General features: G+C 74.5%; 15 protein-coding genes and 1 pseudogene. 10 read left to right on the top strand and 6 right to left on the bottom strand.

Going from position 1 to position 17,868, the window contains the following annotated elements; all coding sequences use genetic code 11:
* Positions 1-8: 8 nt before the first annotated feature.
* From CXR04_RS13175 to CXR04_RS13150, 6 genes and pseudogenes are all read left to right on the top strand, one after another.
* On the top strand, positions 9-1,076 hold the full coding sequence (locus tag CXR04_RS13175; RefSeq protein WP_234380211.1) for a winged helix DNA-binding domain-containing protein: 1,068 nt from the start codon (positions 9-11) through the stop codon (positions 1,074-1,076).
* Positions 1,077-1,120: 44 nt separating this feature from the next.
* On the top strand, positions 1,121-2,737 hold the full coding sequence (locus CXR04_RS13170) for a serine/threonine-protein kinase (RefSeq protein ID WP_101422170.1): 1,617 nt from the start codon (positions 1,121-1,123) through the stop codon (positions 2,735-2,737).
* 156 nt (positions 2,738-2,893) lie between these two features.
* Complete coding sequence (locus CXR04_RS13165) at positions 2,894-4,519, top strand: succinic semialdehyde dehydrogenase (protein WP_101422168.1); 1,626 nt, start codon at positions 2,894-2,896, stop codon at positions 4,517-4,519.
* Positions 4,520-4,882: 363 nt separating this feature from the next.
* Complete coding sequence (locus CXR04_RS13160) at positions 4,883-7,186, top strand: hypothetical protein (RefSeq protein ID WP_101422166.1); 2,304 nt, start codon at positions 4,883-4,885, stop codon at positions 7,184-7,186.
* A 443-nt stretch (positions 7,187-7,629) separates the two neighbouring features.
* Positions 7,630-7,917, top strand: a pseudogene (locus CXR04_RS13155) (ankyrin repeat domain-containing protein); the annotation flags it as partial.
* A gap of 69 nt (positions 7,918-7,986) precedes the next feature.
* Positions 7,987-8,364, top strand: a complete 378-nt coding sequence (locus CXR04_RS13150; RefSeq protein WP_101422164.1) for a VOC family protein — start codon at positions 7,987-7,989, stop codon at positions 8,362-8,364.
* 63 nt (positions 8,365-8,427) lie between these two features.
* Here the strand turns inward: CXR04_RS13150 and CXR04_RS13145 are convergent, their stop codons facing one another.
* From CXR04_RS13145 to CXR04_RS13135, 3 genes are read right to left on the bottom strand one after another with little or no spacing between them, the layout of a single operon-like run.
* Positions 8,428-8,790, bottom strand: a complete 363-nt coding sequence (locus tag CXR04_RS13145; protein WP_101426346.1) for a hypothetical protein — start codon at positions 8,788-8,790, stop codon at positions 8,428-8,430.
* A 35-nt stretch (positions 8,791-8,825) separates the two neighbouring features.
* On the bottom strand, positions 8,826-9,611 hold the full coding sequence (locus CXR04_RS13140) for an inositol monophosphatase family protein (RefSeq protein ID WP_101422162.1): 786 nt from the start codon (positions 9,609-9,611) through the stop codon (positions 8,826-8,828).
* Complete coding sequence (locus CXR04_RS13135) at positions 9,608-10,450, bottom strand: DUF5919 domain-containing protein (RefSeq protein ID WP_101426345.1); 843 nt, start codon at positions 10,448-10,450, stop codon at positions 9,608-9,610. The genes CXR04_RS13140 and CXR04_RS13135 overlap by 4 nt, the downstream gene beginning before the upstream one ends.
* 223 nt (positions 10,451-10,673) lie before the next feature.
* Between CXR04_RS13135 and CXR04_RS13130 the strand changes: the two genes are divergently transcribed.
* Positions 10,674-11,087, top strand: a complete 414-nt coding sequence (locus CXR04_RS13130) for an ATP-binding protein (RefSeq protein ID WP_234380210.1) — start codon at positions 10,674-10,676, stop codon at positions 11,085-11,087.
* A gap of 79 nt (positions 11,088-11,166) precedes the next feature.
* Here the strand turns inward: CXR04_RS13130 and CXR04_RS13125 are convergent, their stop codons facing one another.
* On the bottom strand, positions 11,167-11,493 hold the full coding sequence (locus CXR04_RS13125; RefSeq protein ID WP_101422159.1) for a chorismate mutase: 327 nt from the start codon (positions 11,491-11,493) through the stop codon (positions 11,167-11,169).
* 288 nt (positions 11,494-11,781) lie between these two features.
* Here CXR04_RS13125 and guaA point away from each other — a divergent pair, with 288 nt between their 5' ends.
* From guaA to CXR04_RS13110, 3 genes are all read left to right on the top strand, one after another.
* On the top strand, positions 11,782-13,356 hold the full coding sequence (gene guaA, locus CXR04_RS13120) for a glutamine-hydrolyzing GMP synthase (protein WP_101422157.1): 1,575 nt from the start codon (positions 11,782-11,784) through the stop codon (positions 13,354-13,356).
* Between the two features lie 329 nt (positions 13,357-13,685).
* Entirely contained in the window at positions 13,686-15,044 is a 1,359-nt protein-coding gene (locus tag CXR04_RS13115; RefSeq protein WP_442802455.1) for a hypothetical protein, read from the top strand.
* A gap of 126 nt (positions 15,045-15,170) precedes the next feature.
* Positions 15,171-15,713, top strand: coding sequence for a DoxX family membrane protein (locus CXR04_RS13110; RefSeq protein WP_101422155.1), 543 nt, complete (start codon positions 15,171-15,173; stop codon positions 15,711-15,713).
* A gap of 50 nt (positions 15,714-15,763) precedes the next feature.
* Here CXR04_RS13110 and CXR04_RS36420 read toward each other — a convergent pair whose 3' ends face one another.
* Both CXR04_RS36420 and CXR04_RS13100 read right to left on the bottom strand, forming a co-directional pair.
* Positions 15,764-16,237, bottom strand: coding sequence for a hypothetical protein (locus tag CXR04_RS36420; protein WP_101422153.1), 474 nt, complete (start codon positions 16,235-16,237; stop codon positions 15,764-15,766).
* Positions 16,224-17,741: a PspC domain-containing protein gene (locus tag CXR04_RS13100; protein WP_101422151.1), complete on the bottom strand. Its 1,518-nt coding sequence runs from the start codon at positions 17,739-17,741 to the stop codon at positions 16,224-16,226. The genes CXR04_RS36420 and CXR04_RS13100 overlap by 14 nt, the downstream gene beginning before the upstream one ends.
* Positions 17,742-17,868: the final 127 nt, after the last annotated feature.

Genomic DNA, 17,868 nt, shown 5'->3' with positions numbered 1-17,868 from the left:
ACGGCGCGGTGACGGATTCCGCCGTGCTCCGCGCGCGGGCGCGGGCGCAGTGCGTCGCCGGGGGCGTCCGGTGCGCCGGCGCCGAGGAGGTCGTGGCGCGCGTCTTCGCCGTGCAGGCGCAGGACCTGGAGGCCGCGGCACTCGGGCTGCGGGCGCGCGCGTACGGGCTCACCCGCACCGCCGTGCGCGAGGCGCTGGAGGAGCGGCGGACCCTGGTCCGCGGCTGGTTCATGCGCGGCACGCTGCACCTGGTACCCGCGGCGGACGTGCACTGGCTGCTCGCCCTCTACGGCCCCCGCCTCGTCTCCCGCGCCGCCCGGCGCTACCGCGACCTCGGTCTGGACGAGGGCGTGTACGAGCGCGCGGAGCGCGTCGTCGTGGACGCGGTCGCGGCGCACGGGCCGCTCACCCGCCCCGAGTTGGCCGAGCGGCTGGCGCGCGTCGGCGTCCAGCCCGACGGGCAGGCGCCGTTCCACGTCATCCGCAGGGCGGCGCTCGCGGGGCTGGTCTGCCACGGGCCGCTGCGGGCGGGGGAGCCCACGTACGTCGCGCTGCGCGACTGGCTGCCGCCCCCGGCAGGCCCGCAGCCGGCCGGCGACGCCGCGGTGCGCGAGCTGGTCCGGCGCTACCTCCGCGGCCACGGACCCGCCGCCCCGGGCGACTTCGCCGCCTGGTCGGGCCTGCCGCCGGGCACGGCCCGCCGCGTATGGCCGGACGAGCCGGGAACGGACGAGCCGGGAACGGACGAGCAGACCAAGGACGACCAGCGCAGGGACGTGCCGGGCAAAGACGATTCGGGCCCGCCCCCCGACGTGCGCCTCCTCCCCGCCTACGACGACTACTGGCTCGGCTGGCGCGACCGCGACGCCGCCATCCCCCGGGACTTCGTCCGCGCCGTCCGCCCCGGCGGCGGCCAGATTCGCGCCGCTGTTACCGTGAATGGCCGCGCGGCCGGCACATGGACCCGCCTGCGGAAGGGAACCGTGCAGGTCAGCATGTTCGCCGAGGGCCCCGACCGGGTTGCGGCGGATGTCACGGCGGAGGCCGCCGATGTCGCACGTTTTCTACAGAGTTGATATCCGGGGGAGCGACCGCGCGGTAGTGCGCTATTGATGGTGCCATGACGGACGAGGGGGACAAGGTGGGGGACGAGCCGACGAGCTACGGCCTGCGGCCACCGCAGCAGAACGCCGACGGCATCGCGCAGGGGCCCGCGGCCACGCAGGTCGTCGGCGATCCCGCGGTGGGCCGGCTGATCGGCGGGCGCTACCGCCTCGCCGCCCGCCTCGGCGTCGGCGGCATGGGCACCGTCTGGCGGGCCCACGACGAGGTCGTCGACCGCGACGTCGCCGTGAAGGAGCCCCGGCTGCCCGCCGATCTCGACGAGCGGATGCGGCAGACGGCGTACGAGCGGATGCAGCGCGAGGCCCGCGCCGCCGCCCGGATCGACCACCCCTCCGTCGTCACCGTGCACGACGTGGTGGTGGAGGACGGCAGGCCCTGGATCGTGATGGAGCTGGTCCGCGGCCGCTCCCTCGGCGACCAGCTCACCGAGGGCACCCTCGACCCGCGCGAGGTGGCGCGCATCGGCGGCGCCGTGCTCGGCGCGCTGACCGCCGCGCACGAGGCGGGGATCCTGCACCGCGACGTCAAGCCCGACAACGTGCTGCTCGGCCGGCACGACCGCGTCGTGCTCACCGACTTCGGCATCGCGCAGATCGAGGGGGAGCAGGGGCTGACGGAGACCGGCGCGTTCGTCGGGTCGCCGGAGTACATCGCGCCGGAGCGGGTGCTCGGCCAGCGGCCGGGCCCCGAGTCGGACCTGTGGTCGCTGGGCGTGGTGATGTACGCGGCGGTGGAGGGCATGTCCCCGTACCGCAGGCAGACCGCTCCGGCGACGCTCCAGGCCGTGCTCTCCGCAGAACCGGCGGCGCCGGCGCGCGGCTCCGGGGCGCTGGGCATGGTCGTGATGCAGTTGCTGCGCAAGGACCCGGCGGCGCGGCCGGCGCCGGACGAGGTGCGCCGGCAGTTGGAGGCGGTGGCCCGGCCGGTGCCGGCGCCGACGATGATCGCCCCGGTGGCGGGCGGTGCCGGCGGCGGAGAGGACGGCGCGGGCGGCGGGCGCGGCGGGAAGCTGGCGGCGGCGCTGCCGAAGGGGCGCGGCGGGAAGCTGGCCGTGTTGGGCGGGGCGATAGCCGTGGTGGCTGTGCTGGTGCTGACGCTGGCGAACCCGCTCGGCGGTGGCGACGACGCGCCGGCGGGCTGGAAGACGTACGACGAGACGGAACAGCTCAAGGCGTCGCTGGCGGTGCCGGAGGACTACAAGCGCAGCGTCGACGAGGGCACGGTCACGTACACGGACCCGGGCGGCATGCCCAGCCTGTGGCTCACCCGCTCCTCCGGCAACGAGGACAGCGCGCTGAGCGAGGCCAACCAGACGCTGGCGTGCGACAAGGGCGACAACATCGAGTGCACCGAGCTGAGTTCCGACGTCGACGGGTCGATCAAGGAGTTCGAGTACCGGGGCAAGGACGCCGCCGAGATGGTCACGACGTGGACCCGCGACGAGGGGTACGAGACCGAGACCGAGATGCGCAGCCGGGAGTTCTTCTACGTCAACGACGACAACATCGGCTGGCACCTGACCGTGGAGATGCCGGCCGCGGGCGAGGGCAAGCGGGACGGCGAGCGGGTCTTCCGGGAGGTCGTCGACTCGCTCGACATCCAGGACCTGTGACGGGGGCGGGGGCGGCCGCCGGTACGCCCCGGCGGGCGCCGGGGCCCCGGTCGTGTCCCGCCGGTGCCGCGCCGAACGTATGAGCCAGCAATCGCTGGCGGAATTCGGTTACCGGCAGGTATCCAAAGGCGCCGCAGGAGTCCTACCCTCGGCCTTATGACGGAGACCGCCGCAGGCAACCCCACCGCTTCCGCTTCCGACGGCGCCCGCACCGCCGTCGCCGTCGCCGCCGCGTTCGTCACGCCCGCGCTCGTCGAGCGCCTGACCCGCGGCGTGGCCGGCGCCGGCACCGTCGCCGTCCGGTCCCCGCTGACCGGCGAGGTGCTGGCCGAGGTGCCGGAGGCGGGGCCCGCGGACGTGGAGGCCGCGTTCGAGCGGGCCCGCGCCGCGCAGCGCGCCTGGGCGGCCAGGCCCGTACGCGAGCGGGCCGCCGTGCTGCTGCGCTTCCACGACCTGCTGCTGCGTCACCAGGACGAGGTGCTGGACCTCGTGCAGTTGGAGACCGGCAAGGCGCGGCTGCACGCGCACGAGGAGGTGCAGTCCGTCACGCTGGCCGCCCGCCACTACGGCCGCAGGGCCCCCGCCTACCTCGGCCCCAAGCGCCACACCGGCGCGCTGCCGACGCTGACCAAGGTCACGGAACTGCGCCACCCACGCGGCGTCGTCGGCCAGATCGCGCCCTGGAACTACCCGCTCGAACTCTCCGTCGGCGACGCCCTGCCCGCCCTCGTCGCGGGCAACGCGCTCGTCATGAAGCCCGACTCCAAGACCCCGCTGACCGCCCTGTGGGCACGCCGGAAGCTGGTCGAGGCCGGGCTGCCCGAGGAGGTGTGGCAGGTCGTGATCGGCCCGGGGCCCGTCGTCGGCCCCGAGATCGTCCGGCACGCCGACTACGTCTCCTTCACCGGCTCCACCCGCACCGGACGCGAGGTCGCCCAGGGCGCCGCGGCCCGGCTCGTCGGCGCCTCGCTGGAGCTGGGCGGCAAGAACCCCATGCTGGTGCTCGCCGACGCCGACGTGGAGAAGGCGGCGGAGGGCGCCGTGCGCGCGGCGTTCGCGTCGGCGGGGCAGTTGTGCATCTCCGTCGAGCGGCTGTACGTGCACGAGTCGGTCGCCGACGCCTTCCTCGCCCGCTTCGTCGCCAGGACCAGGGCCCTGCGGCTGGGCAACACCCTCGGCTACGGCGCCGACATGGGCTCGCTGGTCAGCGAGCAGCAGTTGGAGACCGTCACCCGGCACGTGGACGAGGCGGTCGGCAAGGGCGCCGAGGTGCTGGCCGGCGGGCGGGCGCGGCCCGATGTGGGCCCGTACTTCTACGAGCCGACGATCCTCGACGGCGTCGAGCCCGGCATGACCGTCTGCGACGAGGAGACCTTCGGGCCCGTCGTCTCGGTCTACCGCTTCCGCGACGAGGACGACGCCGTCGCGCGCGCCAACGCGACGCCGTACGGGCTGAACGCGAGCGTGTGGACGAAGGACGGCCGCCGGGGCGGCCGGATCGCGGCCAGGATCCAGTCGGGCACGGTGAACGTCAACGAGGCGTACGGGGCCGCGTACGGCAGCGTGCAGGCGCCCATGGGCGGGATGAAGGACTCCGGGGTCGGCCGGCGGCACGGCGCGGAGGGGATCCTGAAGTACACGGAGTCGCAGACGGTGGCGCAGCAGCGGGTGGTACCGCTGGCGCCGTTCGCGCTGGGGCCGCTGCGGTACGACGACGACAAGAGCTACGCGGCCTTCATGAGCCGCGGGCTGCGGGCGCTGAAAGCGCTGCGGTTCCGCTGAGGCGGGTGCGCGTACGGAGCCGTTGGGCGGTGCGTACGCGGGCGGGTGCGACCCGGGCGGCGGCGCCCGGGCGGTGGCGTGGGGGCGGCCGGTCCGGGCGTCCCCGGAGCCGGCCGCGTCCCTGCCGGGACCGGGAAGCTGTCCCCTGCATCCGGTCGCCGCGTCCGGTTCAACGAACCGGGTGTGGCGGCGGTCACGCCACCCGGACGCCGACCGGGTGACCGGTGAGAACGGATTTGCCCCCGCCCGTCCCTCCTGCTGAAACCATTCTGTGACTGGATGGACCGGACCCCGCTTCGGATATCGGATCGTCACCGTAGGAGTCTGGAACGCGGGGGTTCGTATGGCCTTGAATGCAGTGCCATGCACTTCCTCCGGCCCCTTGTGACGTTCCCGCGCGTGGTGCGCCACTACTCCTGGGTCGGCGCCGACTTGCCCCTCGACGAAGACGTCCTGCTGGACGCCCCGGGACACCGCGTCCGTGCGGTCCTGCCGGCCGCCGAGGCGGGCGACTTCCGCCCGGCCCGCGAACTCCTCGCCGGTGCCGGGCGGGCGGCGGAGTGGGAGCGGCGGGACACGTACGTCGCGGAGTTGGCGACCGCGGCCCTCGACGACGGCGGGTGGCTGCGGCGGTGGCGGGAGTGGGACCCGGAGTGCGGGGACGCGGCGGTGGTCGAGGCGGAGCGGCTGCTGCGGGCGTGGCGGGTGGAGCGGTACGGGCCGCGCAGACGGCGGTTCGAGGGGTGGGGCGTACGGCGGCGGGGCGGGGCGGTGCCGGCGCCGTGGGCGGGGTCTTCTGCCGGTACCGGGGGCGGTGACGGTGCCGGAGATGGTTCCGGGGACGCTGACGGGGCGGATGGCGCGTGGGCCGGGGTGGCCGACGCCGAGTCGTGGCCGTGGTACGGGGTGCCGGGCGCGGGGCCCGGGTACGGAAGGCCCGGTGCGGGAACGGAGCACGGCCGGCCGGGTACGGGTACGGGGGCGGTGCCGGGCGCGGGCGCGGCGGCCGACACCGGCGCCGGCCCGGGGGGCCCGGCGCCGGGGGGCGGCGGGGGTCCCCGTACGGGAGCGGGCGAAACCGCCGGAACCGCCGGCGCGGCCGGAACCCCCGGCACCGCTGGATCCGCCGGCGCGGCCGGTGCCGGCTCCGGCAGTGGGCGGCGGGCCCGGGGCCCGTACGGCGCCGGCGGCCTTCCCGCCACCGACTCCCGGGCCGTGCTGCGCGACGTCCTGCCCCTCGTCCGGCTGGCCGCCGCCCAGGCGCCCGGCGACCCCGTGCCGTGGCGCATCGCCCTCGAACACGCCACCGCCGTACGGGCGCCGCGGGAGGCGTTCGTCTCCCGGTTCGCCGAGGCGGTGGTCCGCGCGCCCGGCCACCACGGGGCGCACGTCGCGGCGTTGCGCTACCTCGCCGTCGTCGGGGGCGCGGACGTTGAGGAGTTGATGGTCTTCGCGGAGGAGTCGGCGGAGGAGGCGCTGCCGGGGTCGCTGCTGCACGCGCTGCCGCTGGAGGCCGCGTCGCTGGGCGCGAGCCGGGCCCTTGGCGCACCGTCCGGCGGCCCCGACCCCGCCGACGCCCCCGGCTCGTCCACCACCTGGGCCGTCGAACGCGCGCTTGAGCTGTCCGCGCACTACGAGCCGGGCGACCCCGAGGCCGCCGGCTTCCGCAACTGCCTCGCCGCCGCGCTCGTCCGCGCCCGGCGCTGGGACGAGGCGCTGGAGGTCTTCCGCGCCGTCGGCTCGGACGCCCGCGGCATGCCCTGGGCGCAGCCCGGCGACGACGCCGAGGCCATCCGGCGCCGCTTCCTCCTCGCCCGCCAGGAGGTACGGGCCCAACTCGCCCGGCGCGTCCCGCTGTTCGGCCCCCGGCCGGACAACGCCCCAGGGCCCGGCGCGGCCTTCGGGCCCGCCGGCACCGGCGCCGGGCCCGAGCCGGCCCCGTACGCCGGGATCGTCGTCTGCACCGCACCGCCGGCCGCGGTCGACAAGGCGGCCCACGCGGCGGGCCTGCGGCTGCGCCTGACCGCCACCGGCGGCGCCCGCACCTGCGCCCAACTGCGCACCCGGCAGCGCCCGGAGCCGGGCCGGCCGCCGGTGCGCGTGCCGGGGCGCGCGCCGGGCCGGTGGCCGCGGGGCCGTACGGCGGCGGGGGAAGCGCCGTCGCCGGACGCGCTGCTCGCCGCCGCGGCGGCGATGACGCGGGGCGAGGGCTGGTCCGCGGTGGCGCTGTACGCGGCGGACGGCGCGGCGGGGATCGCGGTGTACCGGGGCGGGGAGCGGACGGCGGAGTTCACGTGGCGCGCGTCGGGCGCGGCGTCGGTGGCGGCGACCGTACGGGACGTGGCGCAGAGCGCGTCGCCGGGCGGCGGCGGCGCGGCGGCGCCGAGCGGTCCTGAGCGGGCACCGCGTGGCGGCACGGGGCGGGTGGCGCAGTTCGCGGAGGTACGGGACACGGCGGAGGCGATCGCCGCGGCGCTGGCGGTCGCGGACGCCAGACCGCTCACGGGCGTGCTGCGCACGGCGGGCACGCGCCGCCCCCGTAGCACGCTGGCGGAGGCGCTGCAGGCCCTGGATCTGGAGGTGCTGGCCCCGCTCTTCGCCCCCGCCCCCGCCGACCCGCCCTCCCGCCCGACCACACCGCAGGCGGGCCCGGACCCGATCTCCTGAGGACGGGGGGCGCGCGGCGTACGGGCAGCGCGCGCCGCGTGCGCGTCTGCGACCGCGCACGCCGAGCCGGGTGAGTGCGTACGCCTGCGCGACGGGTCGGCGCACCATGTGGTGCCTGCCGGCGCGTGGGCAGGCGCCCGCGGCGAGCCCGCCCGCGGCGAGCCCGCCGCCGGGACCGACCGGGCGTCGGATCCTGCGCGCGGTGCGCCTCTCCGCCCCGGCCGCCGTGGATCTCCGGCCGCACGCGCCGGACCGTACGCGGGAAGGCTGTGCCTCCTGGCCGCCTCACAAGAGCCGGGCCTCGGCCCTGGTGCCCGGCCTCCTCCGCCCGGCTCCTCCGCCCGGCCCCGTCCGGGCAGCCGCGCTTCGGCCTCGCCCGGCCGTGCCACGCCCCTCACCAACCTCCCCCACAGCGCGCTGGGCGCGCGTGGGCGGTACCCCCTGGCGGCACGTCGCTGATCCCCGCCCCGGAACGCGGCCACGTCGCGTACGTCCGCTGGGTCACCGAGCACACGGACATGGACGTCGACCACGTCAACGACCTCGGCTGGACCGCCCTCCTCGAAGCGGTGATCCTCGGCGACGGCGGCAAGGACCATCAGGAGATCGTCGCCCTCCTCCTCACCGCCGACGCGGACCCGGCCATCGCCGACAAGGACGGCGTGACGCCGCTCCAGCACGCGGACAACCGCGGCTTCACGGAGATCGCCACGCTGCTGGAACGCGCCTGACCGATGACTTTCGCCGCCGGCCCGGGTCGATGATTGACGACTCGGCAATCAGCGCAGAAAGGACATCCAATGGGAAACCCCGTGGTGCACTTCGAGGTCATCGGACGCGACCCCGCGAAGCTCCGGAGCTACTACGGCGAGTTGTTCGGGTGGGAGTTCGGCGTCGGCGACGCGGCCACCGAGTCGGTCTCCCAGCCCGGCACCTACGGCTTCGTGGACGGCAGCACGACGGACGGAGGAATCAACGGCGGCATCGGCGGCGGCGAGGGCTACGAGGGCCGCGTCCTGTTCTACGTGGGCGTCCCCGACGTGGAAGCGGCACTCCAGAAGGCCGAGACCCTGGGCGGCACCCGCCGCATGGGCCCGGAGGGCACCCCGGGAACCCTGGTGGTAGGCCACTTCACAGACCCCGAGGGCCATCTGATCGGCGTAGCCGGCACGAGGTAGCGAACGGCCCCCGTCGACGCGTCGACGGGGGCCCGCTTCCTGGACAGCCCCCGCCCCGGGCTCTCACCGCCGATCCGATGCCCTCTCGATGGCGTCGAAGATGTCCGCGTCCGTCTCCTGCTGCCACCCGGGAAGCTCGGACCAGTCCGCGACATAGCCTGGCTTCGGGTCCTCGATGCGGTAGTGGATCTGCGCAATCCAGCACGTGGCGACGAAGCGCCCGCGCTGTTCCCTGCTCAGTTGAGCCGTGCTGCCGCCTGACAGCTCGATGAACTCCCGCACCTGCCGACCCACGACCGCCGCGGCCTCCCGCTCCCAGTCCGGGGTCTGCTCCCACGGTGTGACGTACCCGGGCTTCGGCTCGCCGGGAAAGTGCTTCCTGACCCCCTCAATCCACGCCTCGCGAAAGATGCGGCCTTCATCGATGTCCACGGATCTCCCTTCCGCGCGAGAAATTCAGCTCACTGTTCCTGGACCAGCGAAATGATCTGGGGAAGCAACTCCGGGGCCACGGCAATGGTTTCGCCCGAGTCGATGTCGTGTGCGCTTCCGGACGCGGAGACAACTCGCGCACCGGCTTCGCGCGCAATCACGACGCCCGCCGACGTGTCCCAAGGGTTGTTGGACAAGATGACGCTCGCGTCGGTCTTCCCTTCCGCGACCCACACCAGGTCCAGGGCCGCGGTTCCCCACATACGCACCCGCTGAACCCGTCCCGCAAGCCGCTCGGTGATCGCCAGCCGCTGCTCGTTGCGCACGCGCGCGTCCGGGCCGACGGCGTAGTCCCCGATGGACACGATGGCGGCGCTCACGTCGCTTGTGCCGCTCGCGTGGATCCTTCTTGATCCGCAGTACGCGCCACCCCCTTCGACGGCGTGGTACCGGGCACCCATGAACGGCAGGTCGACGACGCCGAGTACGCAGCGCTTACCATCGAAGAGCCCCAGAGAGACACAGCAGAGCGGGATACCGCGAACGAAGTTTGCGGTGCCGTCAACCGGATCCAGGGCCCACATGAACCGCCCTGCCTTCGGCGACTTCCCTTCCTCCTCGCCCAGGAAGGCGATGTCCGGAGTCAGACCGGCCAGATACTCCCGCACCGACGCCTCGACGGCGAAATCGACCGCGGACGCCATGTCGCGGTCGCCTTTGGCGGTGATCTCGCCGGGGTCGCGGCTGACGATGATGGACTTGGCGAGTTCGACGGCGCCGTCGGCGACTTTGAGTAGATCGGCAAGGTCGGTCATAGGAGTGTCGCTCGATCCCAGAGTGAGGTGAAGATCTGCTCGTACGCGTGGAAAAGCTCACCGCCGTGTGCCCTGCGCTCGACCAGAAACGTCGGAGAATCCACACCGCGAGCCTGCGGAAGATAAGGCTGGATCACCCCGGTCGCGTCATCGATGAGGGTGATGTTGAACCTGAGGGTCTCATTCGAGATGCCGATCTCGACTCGATCGCGTTTCTCTGTCTCCAGAAGAGAGCGCACGCGCTCCTTCGCGATCCTCAGGTTGATCTCGGTGAGGCCGGCCAGGAACCCGATGTCGTACCCTTCCTCGCGCTCGCGAACCTTCATCGCCTCGCTGCCCGGATCCAGGAAGAGTAACTGGAACCGTGTGCCGGACTCGATCAAGCGGCGAATCTGTGCGTCCGGGTAGTGCTGAACGAGAAGGTTGAGGGAGAGTCCGCTTGCCCGAACGAGGGAGGCGTTTTCGATCATTTCGTCAAGCGGCACCTCGGACAGGAGTTGCGGCCGGGACATGTAGACACCCGTCAGGTCGAGGTGTCGATTTCCCTGGCCGGGAAGTTTCCGGTGGTTGTCTGACGCTCTTACACGGTAAGGAGCGAAAAGCTCATCGATCGTCCAGCCGGGAAACATAGTCTCAAGGACTCTGCAGGAGTCGGTGCGAGGCTTTCCGCTCCGAAGGTCTCCCTTTAACCACCGGTAGAACTGGGCGTGCCCAGGGTGGCTGCCGCTGAGCCTCTTGTCAATCCCTTCCGCGATCTTCTCCCATTCCTGGCAGAAACCCGCGTAGCTGAGGTGGCGCTGCCGGACCAATGCCTTGATGGCCACCACTTCTTCGCCCATAGGCTGCCTCACCCCTGGCTGCTTGAGGCCCTCACGATACTCCGGATGAGACCGGGAAGATACAAGGTGATACCGAAACGAGTGAAGGAGGGATGCGGGCGGTATCGAAATGCGACCAGCGGTAATGCCACTGTGCGGCATGTCCACAGCAGCCGACCGAGTACCAGCTTTGAGGCGGGAGCAGATGCCGAGTAGGGCGACCGATCAGGCGGGCATTCCTGACATGCACGTGATGAAGTGGCAGTGGCGCAGGCATCCCAGGTGCGTGGGGCTGGCGCGGGCTCAGTTGCGTAAGGCGCTGGCCGGGTGGGGGATGGCCGAGCTGGAGGAGCCGGCCGTGCTGGTGGTGTCGGAGCTGGTGACGAACGCCGTCGTTCATGCCCGTGTACCGCCGGGGCGGGAGGTCCAGACGCGTTTCGTACGGCAGGACGGCGGGGTGCGGATCGAGGTGCACGATGCCTCAGGCGTCTGGCCGGTGCGGCGTGCGGCCGACGAGGCCGGGGGCTACGGGCTGCTCCTGGTCGAGACGCTCTCCTCCCGGTGGGGTGTCGCCGCGCGGGGCGGGGTCGGCAAGGTGGTGTGGGCTGTGGTCGTCGAGCCGGTGGCCGGGGGCCCGGCCGGGAGTCCTGCACGGTGACCCGAGCCGCCCGGCTCGGGGCGTCCCGGTGCTCCGGCCCCCGTCATGGCGGCGGAGCACCCGGGCATCCGGGCGGCGGTCATACCCGGCCGCGGCTGAGTTCCAGGAGGGTCATCGCCAGGGTCGTGCCCGGGCGGCCCAGGTGGTCGCGGTAGCGGGCCAGGATCTCCATTTCGCGGGAGAGGTTCACCCGGCGGCCGCCCGACGCGATGCGGGCCTTCTGGATGCGGGCCGAGACCGCCATCCGTTCCTCGACCAGCGCGATGATCCGCGTGTCCAGGTCGTCGATCCGCTCGCGGGCGTCCGTGATCTCCGTCGCCGCCTCGTCCGTGCGGGCGCCGGTCCGGTCCGTGGTGCCGGTCGGCGCGGGGGCCGTGGTGCGGTCGCCCGACTGGGTTGCGTTCATCTCGTCGCTCCTGGGGTCACGGCCCCGGAGCCCGCCGCCCGGCGGCGGCAAACGCAGCGCGCCCCGGGCCTGCCGGCCCGGGGCGCCTGGGAAGTCGCTTGTCAGCTCAAGCGCACGACCATGGCAGCCGGACGGGCCGGTTGCCATAGGTAAAGAGGAAGCTCCGCGTGCGCATGGCCGCCAGTATTCACCCCCGGCCCCCGGGGGCCAAAGGCGGCCCGCATGGTGAGACGCCGCCAGCCGATAGACTCGGCGGTATCTCCCTCCCACCGCCGGAAGGCCGCAGCAGTGACCTCAGCGACCCCCGACACCGTTCTCGTCGTGGACTTCGGTGCCCAGTACGCCCAGCTCATCGCGCGCCGCGTGCGCGAGGCCCGGATCTACAGCGAAATCGTGCCCCACACGATGCCGGTGCCGGAGATCCTGGCGAAGAACCCCAAGGCGATCATCCTCTCGGGCGGCCCCTCCTCGGTGTACGCGGCGGACGCCCCCGGCATCGACCCGGCGATCTTCACGGCCGGCGTCCCCGTCTTCGGCATGTGCTACGGCTTCCAGCTCATGGCCCAGGCCCTCGGGGGCACGGTCGACAACACCGGGAGCCGCGAGTACGGGCGTACCCAACTGGACGTCACCCGCCCCGACTCCACCCTCTTCACGGGCACCCCCGAGCGCCAGGACGTCTGGATGTCCCACGGCGACGCCTGCTCCGCCGCCCCCGCGGGCTTCACGGTCACCGCGTCGACCGAGGGCGTGCCGGTGGCCGCCTTCGAGGACGACGAGCGGAAGCTGTACGGCGTGCAGCACCACCCCGAGGTCATGCACTCCACCCACGGCCAGCTCGTCCTGGAGCACTTCCTCTACCGCGGCGCCGGCCTCGCCCCCACCTGGACCACCGCGAACGTCGTGGAGGAGTCCGTCGCCGCCGTCCGCGCGCAGGTCGGCGACGCACAGGCGATCTGCGCGCTGTCCGGCGGCGTGGACTCGGCGGTGGCCGCGGCGCTCGTCCAGCGGGCCATCGGGGACCGGCTCACCTGCGTGTACGTCGACCACGGGCTGATGCGCAAGGGCGAGTCCGAGCAGGTCGAGAAGGACTTCGTGGCCGCGACCGGCGTGCAGCTCAAGGTCGTCGACGCGGCGGAGCGGTTCCTCGCCGCCCTCGCCGGGGTGTCCGACCCCGAGCAGAAGCGGAAGATCATCGGCCGGGAGTTCATCCGGGTCTTCGAGCAGGCGCAGGCCGAGATCGTGGCCGCGGCGGGGGAGACCGGCGCGCCGGTGCGCTTCCTCGTCCAGGGCACGCTCTACCCGGACGTCGTGGAGTCCGGCGGCGGCACGGGCACCGCGAACATCAAGTCCCACCACAACGTCGGCGGGCTGCCGGAAGACCTCGACTTCGAGCTGGTCGAGCCGCTGCGGCGGCTCTTCAAGGACGAGGTCCGGATGGTCGGCAAGGAGCTGGGGCTGCCCGAGGCGATGGTGCAGCGCCAGCCGTTCCCGGGCCCCGGGCTCGGCATCCGGATCGTCGGCGAGGTGACGAAGGACCGGCTCGACCTGCTGCGCGAGGCCGACGCCATCGCCCGCGAGGAGCTGACCGCCGCCGGGCTCGACCGCGACATCTGGCAGTGCCCGGTGGTGCTCCTCGCGGACGTGCGGTCGGTGGGCGTCCAGGGCGACGGGCGCACGTACGGGCACCCGGTCGTGCTCCGGCCGGTGTCGTCGGAGGACGCGATGACCGCGGACTGGTCGCGGCTCCCGTACGACGTGCTGGCACGGATCTCGACGCGGATCACGAACGAGGTGGCGGACGTCAACCGCGTGGTTCTGGACGTCACGTCGAAGCCGCCGGGGACGATCGAGTGGGAGTGAGCGGCCCGGCGCCCCCGCCGCGGCGGCGGTAGGGCAGAATTCGCTCTCATCACATGTACGGCTTGCGGTCAAGGGGGCACGAGGTGGCGGTGGAAGCGGGGGGCGACGACACGGTGCCGCCTGCGGCGGGCCCGGCGGGTGCGGGCGACGCGGCACCGCTTGGTGCCGGTGCGGCGGGTGGGCCGGCAGGCGGAGGGTCCGCGGGCGGTATGCCGCCGGGGGACGCCGGAAGGGCCACGAGGGCCGTGCAGGTCCCTGCGCAGCTCGGCTCCGGGGACTCGGGCACGCGCGGTACGCCGACGGCGGGCGAGGCGGGCGCCGCGAACGTCCTGCCCGGCGCCGGGAGCGGTTCGGCGGGCGGATCGCCGGGGGCCGGCGAGCCGTCCGGGTCCGGTGTCTCCCGGTCCGGTGGCGAGCCGTCCGGCTCCGTCGCCCCCGGGTTCGAACCCGGCTCCGGTTCCGCTCCCGCGCCCGCCCCTGAACCCCCCGACCCCGCCGCCGAGTTCGCCCGGCGCCGCGACGGCTTCGCCGCCGGCGAGGGCGTGCCCGCCGGGGTCGCCTACTCGCCCGGCGCCTCCCGCCAGTGGGTCTCCGACGAGCTGACCCGCTCCGCCGACACCCTCGCCGAGCGCGGCGCCGCCGCGGGCGGTACGTGGCTGGCGTCGCTGTGGCGGCGCAGCCTGTACGTCACCGGCGCCGGCCTGCTCGCCCTCCTCCTCGTCATCGGGCTCACCGCCCTCGGCCCCGGCTGGACCCGGGCCCGTACCGCGGCGCTGCTCGCCGCCCTGCTGACCGCGGGACTCCTCGCCGGTGCCGCGTGGCTGAACCGCGCCCGCGGCGGGCTCCTCGCCCCCGTCGTCGGCGAGGACGGCCGGCTGTCGACCGGCCGCGCGGTGGCCGGCGCCTGGACCCTGCTCGCCGGGTACGCCCTGCTGCACTTGGCCCTCGCGCTGGCCCTCGCCGACGGTTCCGCGGCGCGCGACCGGCTCCTCGACGGCCTCGGCTGGTCCGGCACGGGCGCCGGCACCGGCGGCGCCGCCGGGCTCGTCGTCACCGTCGCCGTCGCGTGGGCCGCCGCCCTCGGCGCCCGCGCCGTCGTCGCGTACCGGCTGCGCAGCGGCGGGCTGACCAAGACCCGCGCCGCCCGCCCCCGCGGCGCCGACCTGCTCACCGACGACGCCGGCCGCGCCGCCGCCGTCGACGTCCAGTACGTCGTCGTCTCCGCCGCCGCCCTGCTCTTCGCCCTGGTGCAACTCGGCCGACAGCCCGAGCAGTTGCCCGGGCTGCCCTGGGGCGTGGCGGCGCTTGCCGCGGTGAGCGCGGCGGTGCACCTGGCCGCCCGGCTGGTCGACGGCGGGCGGCCCGCCGTGCTCTCCGTCGTCCGGGTCCGCGAGCCCGGCGACCTGCACACCGCGATCCGTACCGGCGACGACATCGAGGTGCGCGGCACCGGCTTCGTGCCGCCGGGCGCCGAGTCGCCGGAGCTGCTGGCGCGCGTGGTCGTGCGGATCGGCGCCGTCCACGTGTACGTACCGCTGGTCCCCGTGCCCGGCGGCTTCGCCAACCCCGCGGCCACCCGGCTGACGGTCCCGGTGCCGGTGGACGTGGAGCCGGGCCGCACGGAGTTGCGGGTCGTCACCGCCGGAGGCGCGGAGTCCGCCCCGTACCTGCTCGACATCGTCGACTGAGGCGGACGCGAACGACCCGATCCGGTTGAGCGTTCACGAAACGCTTTACGTATCCCCTCCCACACATGAAGTATCGGCGCCGGGGCGATCACCGGCACGGTCCACGGCAGGAGAGGCGGACTACACATGGCACAGGACCAAGCGTCCGGCACCACGGTTCTCGGGAGGGTGCCCCAGGGAGAGCCGCCCGGCGGACTCCGCGCCGCCGCCGCCCGGTTCGCGCTGCTGCCGCTGCGGATCTTCCTCGGCATCACGTTCGTCTACGCCGGCTTCGACAAGCTCACCGACGACGCCTTCCTCGACTCCAGCGGCCCCGGCTCGCTGCACAACACCCTGGACACCCTGCCCGACGTCGCCATCCCGGCCCTGGTGGACCTGGCGCAGCAGGCGCCGACGGAGTTCGGGATCGCCATCTCGCTCGGCGAGATCGCGGTCGGGCTCGGCACGCTCGCCGGGCTGTGGGCGCGGCTGGCGGCGGCCGGCGGGGCGCTGCTGTCGATGACGCTGTGGTTCACGATGAGCTGGTCGGCGGACCCGTACTACTACGGCCAGGACCTGCCGTACATGATCGCGTGGATTCCGCTGATCCTGGCGGGCGCGCCGTACTGGTCGCTGGACTCGGTGCTCGCCGTCCGCCGCCGCAGGAAGGGCCAGCAGCTCTTCGCCTAGCGCGGGAGCTTCGGCGTCCGCGCCGGATCACGCACCCGCCGTCCCCGCCGCTACGCCCGGCTCCCCGGCCCGCGCCGCCGGCCGCTCCCGTCCACGTCCCCGTCCACGTCCGCGGTCCCGTCCGCCGAAGAACCACCGGCGCCCGAGCCGTCCGCACCGGAGCCGTCCGCGCCCAGGCCGTCCACGCCCGGGCCGCCCGTGTCCCGGGCGCCGAAGCGTGCGTCGTACGTCCCGCGCAGCTCGTCCATCGGCAGCCCCCGCAGGTCCGCGCCCACGTCGACGTCCGGGTCCCGGTCCCGCGCCGCCGCCGCGCGGGCCTCCCGCGCCCGCCGGCGTGCGCGGCGCGCGCCGTAGCCGACGGCGGCGACCAGCCCGGCCAGCGCGAGCCCCGGCGGCACCACGGCCAGCGGCACCCAGTCCGGCTGCCGCAGCGCGTCCGCCGCGTCGAGCAGGGCGAACGCCGCGCCCGAGAGCAGCACGAGCCCGGCGACCAGCTTGGCGGGCTCGAACCTATGACGCCGCACGCTGGACCTCCAACTGCCCGATCGAGACCGTCAGGTCCAGCACCAGCGTCCCCCTGGGCGCTCCGGACCCGCCGGCCGTGGGCTCCAGCACCGTCGTGCGCTCCTGCCGCGGGGAGACGTCGATGTCGCCGTCGCCCTGGTTACCGCTGCTCGTGGTGGGCGGGAGCTGCATGTCGCCGATGTCGACCCGGGAGTGCACCTCCACGCGTACGTCGTCGGGGACCCGCACCGTCAGTTGGCCAAGGCCCAGCTGGGCCGCCGTCTCGACCCGCCGGCCCTTGGCCAGATCGAGCCGGCTGAGGTCGAGCCGGGCCTCGCCGCTGCCCAGCTCGTACCGGTCGCGCACGTCCGCGGCCGTCGCCGGGTGCCAGTTCCGCGTGCCCCACTCCGCCGTGATGGTGTCGGGCAGCCACAGCGCGACGGCCAGCAGAACGCTCGTCAGCAGCGCCCAGAAGGCCGTGCCGCCGCCGGTGCGGCCGATCCAGGCGCTGAGCGTGAAGCCCGCGCCGAAGACGGCGAGCGCGCTGCCCAGGCCGTACGCCAGGGTGGTGCCCAGCGGCTCCGCGCCCCAGGTGGCGCCGATGACGACGGCGCAGGTGCCCGCGGCGGCGAGGAACGTCCAGCCGCCGATGCCGGCCGCCTCGTGCTCGTCCCGGCCGCCGCCTGCCGGCGCCGAATTCTGCGGGCGGAAGCCGGCGCCGGGCGGGCCGCCCGGCGGTGCGTCCGCCACGCCCTCGCCGTCGTCGGGGCCCCAGAGGTAGGGCGGGAAGTCGCCGTCCTTGGTGAGCGGGTCGCGCCACCAGGACGGGGAGTACGGCACGGGCGGCGGCGCGGTCTCCGGCGGTGCGTCGGCCACGGCGTGGGCGGTGGCGTCGTCCACGGGGACGCCGTCGGCGGCCAGTTCCTCGGCCTCCCGGCGGTGGTGCGACCAGTAGGCGGCGCCGCCGAGGCAGAGGAGCAGCAGGGCGGCGAAGAAGTGGGTGTCCGTCGAGTTCAGCACGGACAGGAACAGGCCGCAGCCGACGATGGCGAACAGCAGCGCCGTCAGCGCCGAGCCCTCGACCCGGCCGGACAGCAGGCGGCGGCCCTCGCTGTCGTCCTCGCCGTCCAGCGGCATCAGCAGCCAGGCGAAGCCGTAGGCGACGAGGCCGAGGCCGCCGGTCGCGGTGAGCACGCCGAGGACGACGCGGAAGATGACGGGGTCCATGCCGAAGTACTGGCCGAGGCCGCCGCAGACGCCGCCGACGACCTTGTAGCGGCGGCTGCGCCGCAGCCGCGGCCGCCCCGGCGACCCGTCGGGCGTCCCGGGCGCCGGGCCCCCGGCGGTGCCGCCGGTCCGGTCCCGTACCCCCGCGCGCGCCGTACGCATACGGGCCTCCGCCGCGGCACGGCCGCCCGCGGCGTCCCGCGCGCCCGCGTCCGCGCCCGGGGACGCATCGGTGCCCGGGGACGCACCCGCGTCCGGGGATGCGCCCCCGTCCGCGCCGGGGCTCCTGTCCGTCATGGGTCCATGGTGGCGGACGCCGCCTCGGCGCGGGAGGCGGGACTACCCCGAGCCCACCCTGAAATCCTCCGGGGACCGATGGGGGGCCAACCCTGATGCCAGAGCCGCCCCACCCGTGTGACCATGC

Source organism: Streptomyces sp. CMB-StM0423, from assembly GCF_002847285.1.
Taxonomy (GTDB): domain Bacteria; phylum Actinomycetota; class Actinomycetes; order Streptomycetales; family Streptomycetaceae; genus Streptomyces.
This window is presented reverse-complemented; position numbering and strand designations above follow the sequence as displayed.

Excerpts from the sequence above, each read along its gene's own strand:
- CXR04_RS13170 (WP_101422170.1), top strand. The coding sequence starts at position 1,121 with ATGACGGACGAGGGGGACAAGGTGGGGGACGAGCCGACGAGCTACGGC.
- CXR04_RS13165 (WP_101422168.1), top strand. The coding sequence starts at position 2,894 with ATGACGGAGACCGCCGCAGGCAACCCCACCGCTTCCGCTTCCGACGGC.
- CXR04_RS13160 (WP_101422166.1), top strand. The coding sequence starts at position 4,883 with ATGCACTTCCTCCGGCCCCTTGTGACGTTCCCGCGCGTGGTGCGCCAC.
- CXR04_RS13150 (WP_101422164.1), top strand. The coding sequence starts at position 7,987 with ATGGGAAACCCCGTGGTGCACTTCGAGGTCATCGGACGCGACCCCGCG.
- CXR04_RS13140 (WP_101422162.1), bottom strand. The coding sequence starts at position 9,611 with ATGACCGACCTTGCCGATCTACTCAAAGTCGCCGACGGCGCCGTCGAA.
- CXR04_RS13135 (WP_101426345.1), bottom strand. The coding sequence starts at position 10,450 with ATGGGCGAAGAAGTGGTGGCCATCAAGGCATTGGTCCGGCAGCGCCAC.
- CXR04_RS13130 (WP_234380210.1), top strand. The coding sequence starts at position 10,674 with ATGCACGTGATGAAGTGGCAGTGGCGCAGGCATCCCAGGTGCGTGGGG.
- CXR04_RS13125 (WP_101422159.1), bottom strand. The coding sequence starts at position 11,493 with ATGAACGCAACCCAGTCGGGCGACCGCACCACGGCCCCCGCGCCGACC.
- CXR04_RS13110 (WP_101422155.1), top strand. The coding sequence starts at position 15,171 with ATGGCACAGGACCAAGCGTCCGGCACCACGGTTCTCGGGAGGGTGCCC.
- CXR04_RS13100 (WP_101422151.1), bottom strand. The coding sequence starts at position 17,741 with ATGACGGACAGGAGCCCCGGCGCGGACGGGGGCGCATCCCCGGACGCG.